12 protein-coding genes are annotated in these 12,156 nt (G+C 32.5%); 6 read left to right on the top strand and 6 right to left on the bottom strand.

The window, feature by feature from the left end; translation table 11 throughout:
• Positions 1–4 precede the first annotated feature (4 nt).
• Positions 5–826, bottom strand: coding sequence for a carboxylesterase family protein (locus AC1Q7L_RS21280; protein WP_492307878.1), 822 nt, complete (start codon positions 824–826; stop codon positions 5–7).
• Positions 827–1,127: 301 nt separating this feature from the next.
• Between AC1Q7L_RS21280 and AC1Q7L_RS21275 the strand changes: the two genes are divergently transcribed.
• Positions 1,128–2,111, top strand: coding sequence for an IS110 family RNA-guided transposase (locus tag AC1Q7L_RS21275; protein ID WP_492307879.1), 984 nt, complete (start codon positions 1,128–1,130; stop codon positions 2,109–2,111).
• Between the two features lie 194 nt (positions 2,112–2,305).
• On the opposite strand, the gene AC1Q7L_RS21270 is transcribed toward AC1Q7L_RS21275, so the two are convergent.
• Both AC1Q7L_RS21270 and AC1Q7L_RS21265 read right to left on the bottom strand, forming a co-directional pair.
• Positions 2,306–2,722, bottom strand: coding sequence for a hypothetical protein (locus AC1Q7L_RS21270; protein WP_492307880.1), 417 nt, complete (start codon positions 2,720–2,722; stop codon positions 2,306–2,308).
• Between the two features lie 128 nt (positions 2,723–2,850).
• A complete protein-coding gene (locus AC1Q7L_RS21265) occupies positions 2,851–4,908 on the bottom strand; it encodes a M3 family metallopeptidase (protein ID WP_492307881.1) in 2,058 nt (685 codons plus the stop codon).
• 214 nt (positions 4,909–5,122) lie between these two features.
• Between AC1Q7L_RS21265 and AC1Q7L_RS21260 the strand changes: the two genes are divergently transcribed.
• The 5 genes from AC1Q7L_RS21260 to rimM all read left to right on the top strand — a co-directional run bounded on the left by AC1Q7L_RS21260 (position 5,123) and on the right by rimM (position 8,456).
• A complete protein-coding gene (locus AC1Q7L_RS21260; protein WP_492307882.1) occupies positions 5,123–5,656 on the top strand; it encodes an SRPBCC family protein in 534 nt (177 codons plus the stop codon).
• A 150-nt stretch (positions 5,657–5,806) separates the two neighbouring features.
• Positions 5,807–6,256, top strand: a complete 450-nt coding sequence (locus AC1Q7L_RS21255) for a GreA/GreB family elongation factor (RefSeq protein ID WP_066755396.1) — start codon at positions 5,807–5,809, stop codon at positions 6,254–6,256.
• A gap of 162 nt (positions 6,257–6,418) precedes the next feature.
• Positions 6,419–6,952: a nitroreductase family protein gene (locus tag AC1Q7L_RS21250; RefSeq protein WP_492307883.1), complete on the top strand. Its 534-nt coding sequence runs from the start codon at positions 6,419–6,421 to the stop codon at positions 6,950–6,952.
• Between the two features lie 377 nt (positions 6,953–7,329).
• Positions 7,330–7,902, top strand: a complete 573-nt coding sequence (locus tag AC1Q7L_RS21245) for a 30S ribosomal protein S16 (protein WP_492307884.1) — start codon at positions 7,330–7,332, stop codon at positions 7,900–7,902.
• A gap of 11 nt (positions 7,903–7,913) precedes the next feature.
• Positions 7,914–8,456, top strand: a complete 543-nt coding sequence (rimM, locus tag AC1Q7L_RS21240) for a ribosome maturation factor RimM (protein WP_066755409.1) — start codon at positions 7,914–7,916, stop codon at positions 8,454–8,456.
• A 74-nt stretch (positions 8,457–8,530) separates the two neighbouring features.
• Here rimM and AC1Q7L_RS21235 read toward each other — a convergent pair whose 3' ends face one another.
• The 3 genes from AC1Q7L_RS21235 to AC1Q7L_RS21225 form a co-directional block, all read right to left on the bottom strand.
• Entirely contained in the window at positions 8,531–10,180 is a 1,650-nt protein-coding gene (locus AC1Q7L_RS21235; RefSeq protein WP_492307885.1) for a serine hydrolase domain-containing protein, read from the bottom strand.
• A gap of 180 nt (positions 10,181–10,360) precedes the next feature.
• Positions 10,361–11,164 (bottom strand): AraC family transcriptional regulator, encoded by an 804-nt coding sequence (locus AC1Q7L_RS21230; RefSeq protein WP_492307886.1) that lies wholly within the window; start codon positions 11,162–11,164, stop codon positions 10,361–10,363.
• The gene (locus AC1Q7L_RS21225) at positions 11,164–12,141 is read right to left on the bottom strand and encodes an XRE family transcriptional regulator (RefSeq protein ID WP_492307887.1); all 978 of its coding nucleotides are present in this window, start codon (positions 12,139–12,141) and stop codon (positions 11,164–11,166) included. The genes AC1Q7L_RS21230 and AC1Q7L_RS21225 overlap by 1 nt, the downstream gene beginning before the upstream one ends.
• Between the last annotated feature and the right edge of the window lie 15 nt (positions 12,142–12,156).

Genomic DNA, 12,156 nt, shown 5'->3' with positions numbered 1-12,156 from the left:
TCTTTTATTTACGTTTTTCAAATAACCATTTCGGAATTTCATCCGTCACCAAAAACGGAATCACAATATTGTTATGATTAAGGTTGGTGAATGTTGTAAAGATTAAATTTTTGTTGGAAGGAAGTTTTTTATATAATTCAACACTTCCAACATATGGATTTTCATCATCATTTTTACCGTGAATTAACCAGATATTTTTTTCTTTGATTTTATTAAGATTCGACAAATCCGGAACAGAAGCGACAGAAACAACCGCTGCAAATGTATTGGGACTCAAATTCATAAGATTTTGAGCAGTTGAACCTCCCATCGAATATCCTATCAGATAGATTCTGTTTTTATCAATATTGGGATATTGTTTTTCGAGATCTTTAATCAATTTAAATAAAGCAGAAACCTCGTTGGATGGCTTTGAAACTTGAATTCCTTCTCCATTGATCTCATAATTTGTAGAGCGTGTATTGAATTGTGGCGCTACAACATAACACGGAAATTTCTCATAAATTTCATCTCGCAACCATATTTTAGCGAATGGTTCAAGTTGATTTTCATTGTCATTTCCGATTCTTGTCGAATTATGAAATGTAATAACCAACGGAAATTTTTCTTTTGTACGATTGTTTTTAGGCGTTAAAAATCTGTATGGAATTTTAATGTCATTTTCTACAAATATTTTCTTTTGAAATTTATCGGTATTTAAGCTGTTTAATATTTTTCTATTGTTTAAAAAGGTAAGCGTATCAACTTTTGTATCCCGAAATTCTTTCTTTTGTGCAAAAGCTTGATTTATGGTGAAAATTAATAAAAGGAGTATTTTGAATTTCATAATTTTTTATTTTTTATTTGGAGCTTTTTCCAGCTTTCCGTTACAATCTTTTTTTTCAAAAAAGGATTTTCACTGCAATGGTAAGTTTGCATTATTAAAACTAGTTGAATAAATTAGTTAAAAAAATTAACCTAAAGAAAAAAGCAGCAGGATAAAGACCGACGCTTCATTGATAGTTAGATATCGCCCCAGATTTTATTCCCCTGCTGCTGTTTTCTTCCAAATCCGGATAGAACGTTGTTTGGTCATAACTTTTACCATGGTGGATCAGAAGAAAACTTCTTTAAAAAAAGAATTTTGTATGTCAAAAATATCAAAAAAAGTAATTGGAGTTGATGTTGGATCGAAGTTTTTAACAGTAAGCTTCAATGATTTTGAAAATAGAGATCAGGTTTTTAACATAGAAAACACCCATCGCTCTATTTTGTCTTTTCTAAAGAAATTCCGGATAGAAGATTATTGTTTAGTCATTGAGGCCACAGGAAATTACAGCAGTCGTATTTTACATTTATCCTTAGCTCAAGGCTTTGACTCAAGTCTGATCAATTGTATGTCTGTTAAGCATTTTGCGAGAATGAAAAACATCATAAGCAAGACTGATGCTGAAGATGCCAAGCTTATTCGGCTTTACGGAGAAATGTTTGGTCCTGATATTTATGTTGCTAAAAGTGTTGAGATTGAACATCTTGATCAGGAACTAAAGCTTCTCAGCGATTTGGAAGAAGAAAAAAGGAGGTATGGAGTAAAGCTAAAATCTCTTCGCTATCATCCTAAGATTAATCCAAACACAGAAAAACATTACGAGAGAAGATTAAAACAACTTGAAAAAGAGATCAAGGAGGTCGTAAGTCGTCTCCCTGAGCTGCAGAATGCAGAGTTTAAGGAAACTAAAAGCCTGCTACAATCTGTCTCAGGCATTGGTGAAAAGACCTCTCTTCAATTGATGACGGCTACTTCAGGATTTAAAAACTTTACTTCAGCAAAATCATTATCTAAGTATTTTGGTTTGGCTCCTCGGATTTATCAATCTGGTAAGAAATCGTATTCACCAGGGAAATGCAGAACTTCAAAGACACACATCAGAGGTTTGCTATATGTTTGCTCTTGGACGGCAATTAAACATAACAAACAATGTAGAGAATTTTACGAAAGACTTGTTTCTCAAGGAAAGCCTAAGAAATTAGCTTTGATCGCAGTATGCAATAAGCTTCTGAGAATATGTTTTGGAGTGGTGAAAAATAAAATAAATTATCAACCGGATTATCAAAAAAACTTTAAATTTTAACCTGAATAATTTGCATTTTAACATAGAACATCTGGGCTAGGATTTTTGTCATCTTCTCAAATCATTACAATAAATTCAACGTTTTGTTTGTCATCTTGAATGGATCCAGGCGCGAATCTTTCCAAACTATTTTCTAATACTATGTTTAGATCCTTCCAGAATAACAAGTTTTGTGAAAAATCATAATGTAAAGATTATTTTTTATCTAAAATTTCAGAGCAAGTATTTCTATCTTCATTACAAGAATAATCCATAATTATATAGTTTTTTCCTGTTTCAACAATTTCATATACTGTCTTTTTTCCGATATAAATAAAATCATCAGTAATTTGATATTTTGTTTTAATACTTTTTATTTCAGTCTCAAACTTACATTTGCTCAACATCTTTAAGCTACTTTCTACGGTAACTATTTTTTTGCCAATAATTTCAATCATTCTATTTTTACGAAATTTTATTTTCAATGAATTTTTCTCATCTCGAGTAAATGTTCCGTTATTAATTAAACTGCAATCAGGAATTTTATCTGAATATGGGAAATCATTCCTTCTTTGAGAATAGATGATAATTGAAAATAAGATTGCGCAAAATGTAAATACTTTAAATTTCATGAAATCAGAGATATGGTCAATAGTTAGTTTTATCAAAAATAATAAAGTTTACAATTTATAAAGTATTTAAAAGAAAAAACTCCAGAAAAATTTTCATCTTTCTGGAGTTTTAAATTTATTTTTAAATCTTACCCAAACGCCCTCTTCAACAAACTCTCCACTTTCGGCTCACTTCCTCTGAAATTCTTATACAATTCCATTGGATCTTTTGTTCCACCGGAAGAAAGAAGGATTTTATATTTTGAGGCGATTTCAGGATTGAAAATTCCGTTTTCTTTAAAATATTGGAAAGCATCGGCATCCAAAACTTCTGCCCATTTGTAAGAATAATATCCTGCAGAATATCCACCCTGGAAAATATGCGAAAAACTTGGGCTCATCGCAGTTTCCGGGTTTGCAGGATAAAGCTGGGTGGCTTTTGTGTAACCATCCTCAAACTCCTTTACACTCTTACCCTCCAACTCTGCAAGTTTAGTATGATAATTCATATCCAAAATCCCGAAACCTAATTGTCTCATCGTTTGATAACCTTCCATGAAGTTTTTAGAAAGTGCAATTTTTTCGATTTTTTCGTCTGGAAGAATTTCACCTGTTTTATAATGTTTGGCGAAAGTTTTTAAGAACTCAGGTTCGTAACAGAAATTCTCTAGGAATTGAGACGGTAATTCCACAAAATCCCATTTTACAGAAGTTCCGGAAAGGGTAGGATATTGCGTATTAGCCAACATTCCGTGAAGAGCGTGACCAAACTCATGGAATAAAGTCGTCACTTCTTGAAACGTTAATAAACTCGGTGTATCTTTCGTTGGTTTGCTGAAATTACAAACAATAGAAATATGCGGGCGGGAATTTTCACCATCTTTTTTGTACTGATTTTTATAACTCGTCATCCACGCTCCGGCTCTTTTACCTTTTCTCGGAAAATAATCAACATATAGGAGAGATTTGAAAGTTTTTTCAGGATTGTTACTTCCATCTTCCAACTTCCCGCTTCCTGCTTCAAAAACTTCATACACTTTCACATCTTCATGATATTTCGGAATGTCATTTCTTTCTTCAAAAGTTAGTCCGAATAAGTTATTAGCCAATCCAAAAACAGCATCCTGAACCTGATCTAATGGGAAGTAAGGTTTTAATTCCTCGTCATTTAAATCATATTTTGCTTTACGAAGCTTTTCAGCATAAAAAGCGTGGTCGTAGCCTTGTATTTCATCAATTCCATCGGCTTTTGCTAATGATTTTAATTCCTCAATTTCTTTTTCGGCGTAAGGTTTGGCTTTCGTTAATAATTCATTTAAAAAGTCTAATACTTTTGTTGGAGATTTTGCCATTCTTTCCTCCAAAACATAGTCTGCATAATTGGTGTAACCTAATAATTCTGATTTTTGCTGTTTTAATTGAAGAAGTTCTTTGATGAGATTTTGATTGTCAAATTCTCCACCGTCAAAAGATTTTTTACCGTTTGCCAATGCTATTTCTTTTCTTAATTCGCGGTTTTCAGCATAGGTCATCAACGGAAGATAACTTGGGTATTGTAAAGTAATTACCCAGCCTTCAAGCTCTCTTTCTTTAGCTTCTTCGGCGTATTGCTCGATAATAGCTTCAGGAATTCCTGCCAAATCATCTTTATTGGTAATATGTTTGAAATAATTATTGGTCGAAGCCAGCACATTTTGTCCGAATTGCAAAGATTTTAAAGACAAATCCATGCTGATATTCTTTAATTTTTCTTTATCTTCTTCATTCAATAAAGCACCGCTTCTCACAAAACCTTTGTAAGTTTCATTTAAAAGCATTTGCTGTTCTTCATTAAGGTTATATTTCTCTTTTTCATCGTAAACCTTTTTGATTTTGTTGAAAAGAGCTTCGTTTTGAGAAATTTTTGATGAATATTCCGTTAGGATCGGAGAAACTTCTTGAGCAATCTGTTGAAGTTCATCACTCGTTTCTGCTGAATTTAAATTGAAAAATATATTAGAAACCGCATCCAATTGCTCTCCCGAATACGCCAATGCTTCAATTACATTTTCAAAAGTGGGTTCTTCTGAATTATTGACAATTGCATTGATTTCTTCTTCTGATGTTTGAATTAATTCCTTAAAAGCAGGAAGATAATCTTCGTTTTTAATAGAATTGAATGGCGCTGAATGATATGGTGTGTTAAATTTTTCTGTTAAAATATTCATTTTTCGATTTTTTAATAAGTGTAAATGTAATAATTCGTATTGATTTGATGGTGGAATTCTCAAAAATAATGCCTCAATGAAAAGGTATGACAAAAATGCTTTATCTTTAATAATCTTGTCATATGAAAAGTTGAGATATAGGCGGAATGATTAATTTTGACAACAGACTTACAACTTAATGATGTTAAAAATTTAACCCTAAATATTTTAAACTATGAAAACAATCTTAAAAATTATTGGCGTAATTGTTCTTTTAATTATTGGATATGCCGTAATCGCAATGCTGGCTTTTGGTAAAAATTATCATTATGAAAAATCCATGGTAATTAATGCTCCGAAAGAAAAAGTATGGCAGCAAATAAGTTCAATGAAGGCTTTTAATCAATGGAATCCTTGGATGAAATTAGATAAAACAATGAAAATCACCTATACCGGAAATTCAGGAGAAGTGGGAGATAAATATTGTTGGGACAGCAAAAATGATGATGCAGGAGCGGGTTGTCAGGAAATTAAAGAATTAGTTTTAAACGAAAAGCAAAAAACAGAAATGATTTTTGTAAAACCTTTTGAAGGGCAAGCAACCTCTGAGATCGTTTTATCTCCTGAAGGAAATGCTACAAAAGTAGTCTGGACGATGGATACCGAGCAAGATCCTATGATGAAAATAATGAGACCAATGATGGATTACCAAATGGGAAAATCCTACGAAGAAGGGTTGAATAATTTGAAAGCGTTGGTAGAAAAATAAAATGAGAGCCTTGTAGATTTTACAAGGCTTTTTCAATAGGGTCTCTTTATTAAAAGTTATGTGTAATTATTTTGCTTATTTGAAGTTTTTAGAAATTCAAAAATAAAATATTATTCAAAAAAATATTATCTTTATATAAAGAAAAGATTTATGGAGAAGACCGTATTTGAGAAAAATGCCATAAGAAACTTTGTGAAGACCATTATTGCCGAAAAAATCGAAAAGCTGAAAAACTTTATCGAGTTTACGTTGGATGCAACCCGTGATATCAAAAAAACTCCGAAATATGATAGTATGAGGGAGGAAATGCAGGAGGAGATTTATCAGATGCAGAGACAATTGGCGGCTTTAAATGACCTTCAGCGAAATATGTCAAAAGTTTTAAATAATGCCACAGAAAGAGTGCAGTTGGGTTCGATTGTCATTACCAATAAAGCTCGTTTTTATATATCAGTGTCCTTGGGAGAGTTTTTTTTTGAGGGAGATCGCTTTTATGCTATTTCCTCGGAAAGCCCGATGGCTAAAAAAATGATGGGCATGAAACCCGGAGACGATTTTACCCTCAATAAAATTCATCAGGAAATCGTAGAAGTTTTGTAGAATTGTGAATTATGAATTATGAATTATGAATTATGAATTATGAATTATGAATTGATTTTTCGTACTGTCATTCTGGCGAAGGAAGAATCTAAATTTTTAAACCCATAATAAAACCAACAACTAACAACCGCCAACGATCAACTTTTTCGTAATTTTGCATCTATGAATAAAGCAGAAGTTTTAAAAGAAATCATAGAGCAAAGAAAAAGCATCTTTCCAAAAGATTACACTGAAACCGAAATATCTCAGGAAATTATTAATGAAATCCTGAATTCAGCGACATTTGCTCCCAATCACAAACGTACAAAACCTTGGCGTTTTAAGATCTTCAAAGGAGAAGAAAAAGTGAAATTAGCTTTCGAAATGCAGGCTATTTACAAAGCTTCTCAACCCGAACAACTATTTTTAGAGAAAAAATATAATGACATTGGCTTTAAAATCAATAAAGCTGATGCTGTTGCTTCAATCATAGTCAATTTCAGCGGAATGGTTCCTGAATGGGAAGAAATCGCTGCCGTTTCTATGGCGGTTCAGAACATGTATCTGACTTGTACAGCAAATAATATCGGATGTTATTGGAGTTCTCCTAAAATCGTAGATCAATTGAAAGATTCTTTGACGATCGAAGAAAACCAGAAGTGTCTTGGGCTTTTCTACATGGGAAAAGTTGATCACTTTAACAATGGATCTGTTTAAACCTTTTTTTAGAGGCTTTTGAATTCGACGAATTGTTTTAAGGAGCTATTTCCCGCTTTCCACTGTATCTTTTTAGTTACGGCCTCCGCTTCGCTCCGGCCGCAACTAAAAAGGATGTCGTTCCAATCGGGGCTAGGGTGGCAGTCGTTTGATAAAACATTTAGAAAATAGTCACAAACCTTGCGGGAATAATTATTAGAAGTAAAGACTAACTAAAGTTAAAACTTTACAAATCTATCAATGAAAGCTCATTAAAGCATTGTTACATTGTCAGATTGATAAATTGTTGCATTTATTGATCGTAGAATTGAAAATTTTATTTATCTTTGCACTCTTAAATATTTAACTGGGACGAGTTCCCATAAAATTCAAACATTATGTCAGTAAAAATCAGATTACAAAGACACGGATCAAAAGGGAGACCTTTTTTCCACATCGTGGTTGCAGATGCTAGAGCTAGAAGAGATGGTAGATTCATCGAGAAACTAGGTACTTACAACCCAATTACTAACCCTGCGACTATCGATTTGAACGTTGATTCTGCTGTAAAGTGGTTAAACAACGGTGCTCAACCAACTGATACTGCAAGAGCTATTCTTTCTTACAAAGGAGTACTTTACAAAAAACACTTACAAGGCGGTGTTGCTAAAGGATCTTTTGACGAGGCTGAAGCTGAAAAAAGATTTGCTGCTTGGTTAGAAACTAAAGAACAAAAAGTACAAGGTAAAGTAGACGGTTTATCTAAAGCTCAAGTTGACGCTAAGAAAGCTGCTTTAGAGGCTGAAGTTAAAGTAAACGAAGCTAGAGTTGCTGCTGCTGCACAAGTTATTGCTGATGCTAAAGCTGCTGAAGAAGCTGCTAACGCACCTGCTGAAGAAGTTGTTGCTGAAGCTACTACAGAAGGAGAAGCTCCTGCTGCTACTGAAACTGAAGAAAACACTGAAGCTTAAAAATCCCTGTTATGCGTAAAGAAGATTGCTATTTACTAGGAAAAATCACACGCAGACACGGCCTTGCGGGTAATGTGATCCTTAAATTGGACACAGACCAGCCCGAGCTTTACAATAAACTGGAATCAATATTCGTTGAAATCAACGGATTATTGGTTCCTTTTTTTATTGAAAAATCATCTTGGAGCAAATTAGATGCTCTTAATCTTGCCTTTAAAAACTCTTCTGAGGCTTTGGTAGACCAATCTTTGGGGAAAAGCGTTTACTTACCGCTTACTACATTGCCGAAACTTTCAGGGAAACAGTTTTATTATCACGAAATCATCGGATATAATATTCTTGATGAAAATGATAACGACTGTGGGGTCATCAGATCTGTAAATGATCAGACCGCTCAGGTTTATTTCGTTACAAACCTAGACGGAAAAGAAGTTGTCATTCCTATGATCAAAGACTGGATTCTGGAAGTCGACAGAGAGGAAAGAATCATCAAAATGATACTTCCTGAAGGTCTTATTGATGTCTTTTTAGTTTCTTCTAAAAAAGACGAATAAAATTCACAAAAAAAGATGAGAAGTTAATCAACTTTCATCTTCCCATATTATTTTAATTACTTTTTACCAATTATTTATTGCTCATAAACTGCGGGTAATAAATATTCCTGTACTATTTTCTCAGATTGTGGATGAGCATATGCTTTATTATAGGCCTTTGCTGTAATTACGATCACTAAAGGAATTTCAGTGAACATAATGATTTTGTTACCACCATTTCCACTGCATTGATACGCCTCAAAACTTTGGTCTCCAACCTTATATACTTTTCTCCAAAATAAATATCCGTAGCCTTCAAAGTCTTTATTTTCAGTGAAATAATTAGTGAATGATTTTTTGATCCATGTTTTGTCTATTACTTTTTTGCCTTTCCATTCTCCATTATTTTTGTATAATTGACCTAATTTAGCAAAATCTAATGCATTCATTTTCAGTCCTCCTGCTAATGAGATTTTATGCTGTGGAGTGTATTGCCATTTATAATTTTTGATTTCTAATGGATTAAAAAGTTTTTCTTTGGCGTAATTTTCCAGTCCATTTGGAACCTTTTGGTCTAAAATATCTCCTACAACAACAACTCCCGCTGTGAAATAACTCCATTTTTTACTAATTTTATTATCCGTCATAGGAATATCAAGTGTAAACTTTACCCAATTGTCGGTAGGGTACATGTTTTCTTCATTTCCGGGAGAATCTTCATCTTCATCGTTCCCTTCAAACGCTGAACTCATCGTCAACAAACTTTTCAGGGTTATGCTGTCTTTTTTCGGAGCATAATGTTGGAATTCTTTTAAATGATAAAACTCTCCAAGTGTTTGATTTTCATTCTTTAAATAACCTTCTTTAATGGCAATTCCAGCTAATGCAGACGCAAAAGATTTCCCTACAGAACGGGTATCTTGTAAACTGTCTCTTCCAGAATTATTAAAATATTCTTCAATAAGAAGTTTGTTATTTTTAACAACAACAACAATGCTGGTAATATCTCTGAATCTGTTCTCTGCAATTTTTTGATTTAAATTTCTAATTTTTTCTGTGTTAAATTTTTCTGTAGAAACTTCCCATCCGCTGTTAGGTTTGATAGGTTGAAGTGCGATCTGTTTTTCGCTAATATCTTTTTTAGGAACATTTAGATTAATTTCACCTTTTGCAATAACACGACCTGTTTTTACTGATGCTAACTTTAAATAAGGTCGGATTTCTATTTTTAGAATATGCTTTCCTGCAGTCAAAGCATCGATTCCGCCATGAAGCAAATAAAAACGAGACCATAAATATTTCCCCCAAGAATCTTCATTATTAGAACTCATTAAAGGAATTCTAAAATTTGTTTTTATCTTTTTATTTTCTGCGGTTCCGGCACCTGTATTTAAATTTTCTACATAAATTAATTTCCCATCAACATAAAAAGAGAATTGATAATTTCCTTTTTTGAGTAATTCATCAGCGGTTAGGCTAGGATCGAGTTCATGTAAATAATTAACCAAAGAATTATCCATAAAAACTCTGATATCAAGGTCTTTATCTTCCTGAAAGATCATGTTTTTCAGAAGATCATTTTCTTTAAGGTTTTCCAGAGTGATTACTTTGTCTAAAAAGAGAACTGTATTCAAATGATTTTTCTGAACAGAGTTTTCAATTTTTTCTGGAGTAATAAGGTTTTGAGCTTGTCCATAAGATAAGCTAAATATCAGTGACAGAATAAATATGGAGATTGGTTTCATTTCAATTTTAAATCTAAACAAAAATATACAGCTTAGTTTAGAAAAAATAGAATAAAATTAACATTTGTGATTTCGTTGATTATATAGATTGATCCTTGTCAAGGTTTTAAACCTTGACAAGGATTATGCTGGAAAAAAATATAAACATCTGTGAAAATCTGTGGGATCTGTGGGAAAAAACTACTTCAAAATCTTCCTATATTTCAAAGGCGTTACTCCCATATTTTCTTTAAAACAGCGAATAAAATGGCTTTGATCTGCAAAACCACATTCTAAAGCAATTTCAGTTAAAGATTTTTCGTTCGTAATAAGAATTGACAACGATTTGTTGATCTTTAATTTTCGAACATAATCTCCAAGATTATAGTGAAAATACTTGTGGAAATCTCTGCTTAGATGAGTTGGATGAATGTTTAAAGTTTGGGCAATTTCTGTCAAATTCAGTTTGTCAGTACAAGTTTCATGAAGTAATTCACTGATTTGTTTCACCCAAATCGGTTTCTTTTCTAAAAGTACTTTTTGATTTGATAATTCACTGAAAATATTTAATAAAAGCTGTTGTGTTGAGGTTTCTGAAGCATTGTCATTGATCTTACTTTCTTTAAATATCTTGTACATCAACAACTTTAATTCAGGATTTTTAATATTAAAACTTCCTTCAATATTATCTTTTGAAATGTTAAGATTTTCAAACCATTCTTTTGGAATTTCAATGTGAAAACCTCTTGTAAAACCATCTGGTTTTATGTTGTAATGCGGGTCTTCCCAATGGTGATAGAGCATAGTTCCGGGCAAACATTCGTAGATTTCTTTTTTGTTTCCCTCAATCACATTTCCCTGAAGAAGAAAAGTAAAATAAGCGTTCTCATGATAATGCCAGTCGACATAAGGATGAGTGTATTCCGTATCAGTAATAATCAACCCGTCAAAGTTGAGGGTTTCATTGGTTTGACCGAAAAATTGTCCGTTACGGAGGGTATTCATTATAGTTTAAGCTTTAAATTTTCAATCTGTTCGTACATTTTATTGAAAAATATTTTTCTGTCTCTGTTTCCAGAAGTACTCATCGATTTTGAATTTTTAATCTGATGTTCAAAATAATTCAATGTTTCACCACAGGTTTTAGCATCATTAATCAAAATATATCCAAACATATTGGTCGGCAATGCAAAAAGTGACTGTTTTGGATGATGAAAAAAAATGTCATTGGAAAGATGCATCAATTCATTTTCATATAAGTGAAATTTAGGATTATTTTCTGTTTTTTGTTCAATATACTGTATTAATTCTTTCAGTTCATTCAAAATAATTTGAGCTTCATTTTTTTGTAAAAGTCCGGTGTCGTAATAGAAAGAAATCTGTTGTAAAATACTGGAAATCGTCATGTTATTCCATAGTTCTACTACATTTTGTTCTTCATATTTCTTTTTTAATTCCTTGGTATTTGTTTCAAAATAAGGTGGCGAAAATTGTAGAAAAGGAATAAAAACCTGTTTTGCATTCAATAAATTCATCCAGACATAAATCTTGAAACGGGAAAGAAGTGTATCTGAAAGCGTATAAAAAAACGGAATATCTTTCGCCGAATAATAAATAGTTATCCCATCAGAAAGTGGTAGACTTTCAAAAACATTGAGATTATTTTGAAAAAAAGATTGTAAATCTTCCGTTTCGGTCACTCCCGAAGTTTTTTGTACTACAATTTGGTGATCCGAAGTGATGAATTGATTCAACGAAATCTGATAATGTTTTGCCAATTCCAAAGCCTCTTCAAAACTGAATTTTGCCTTCAGCGAAGTTCTTCTGTGTGCTGCATCATAGCTTATATTAAGAATATTGGCGATTTCGTCATTCAAAGATTTATCTCCAATTCTTTTACGAATTTCCTTAAGCAAACGTTCCTGATGCATTGTTTTGTGATTTTCACAAATGTACTCTTTTATTTTAATTTTTTTTCGCATTCAGATTTGTGTTTT

This window comes from Chryseobacterium sp. GW823-FHT05E08, assembly GCF_058795655.1.
The sequence above is the reverse complement of the archived record's forward strand: the minus strand, read 5'-3'. Positions and strand labels throughout refer to the sequence as shown.

Coding starts and splice junctions, on each gene's coding strand:
- AC1Q7L_RS21270 (WP_492307880.1), bottom strand. CDS start 2,722: ATGAAATTTAAAGTATTTACATTTTGCGCAATCTTATTTTCAATTATC.
- AC1Q7L_RS21255 (WP_066755396.1), top strand. CDS start 5,807: ATGGAGAAGACCGTATTTGAGAAAAATGCCATAAGAAACTTTGTGAAG.
- AC1Q7L_RS21250 (WP_492307883.1), top strand. CDS start 6,419: ATGAATAAAGCAGAAGTTTTAAAAGAAATCATAGAGCAAAGAAAAAGC.
- AC1Q7L_RS21245 (WP_492307884.1), top strand. CDS start 7,330: ATGTCAGTAAAAATCAGATTACAAAGACACGGATCAAAAGGGAGACCT.
- AC1Q7L_RS21280 (WP_492307878.1), bottom strand. CDS start 826: ATGAAATTCAAAATACTCCTTTTATTAATTTTCACCATAAATCAAGCT.
- AC1Q7L_RS21230 (WP_492307886.1), bottom strand. CDS start 11,164: ATGAATACCCTCCGTAACGGACAATTTTTCGGTCAAACCAATGAAACC.
- AC1Q7L_RS21225 (WP_492307887.1), bottom strand. CDS start 12,141: ATGCGAAAAAAAATTAAAATAAAAGAGTACATTTGTGAAAATCACAAA.
- rimM (WP_066755409.1), top strand. CDS start 7,914: ATGCGTAAAGAAGATTGCTATTTACTAGGAAAAATCACACGCAGACAC.
- AC1Q7L_RS21260 (WP_492307882.1), top strand. CDS start 5,123: ATGAAAACAATCTTAAAAATTATTGGCGTAATTGTTCTTTTAATTATT.
- AC1Q7L_RS21235 (WP_492307885.1), bottom strand. CDS start 10,180: ATGAAACCAATCTCCATATTTATTCTGTCACTGATATTTAGCTTATCT.
- AC1Q7L_RS21265 (WP_492307881.1), bottom strand. CDS start 4,908: ATGAATATTTTAACAGAAAAATTTAACACACCATATCATTCAGCGCCA.
- AC1Q7L_RS21275 (WP_492307879.1), top strand. CDS start 1,128: ATGTCAAAAATATCAAAAAAAGTAATTGGAGTTGATGTTGGATCGAAG.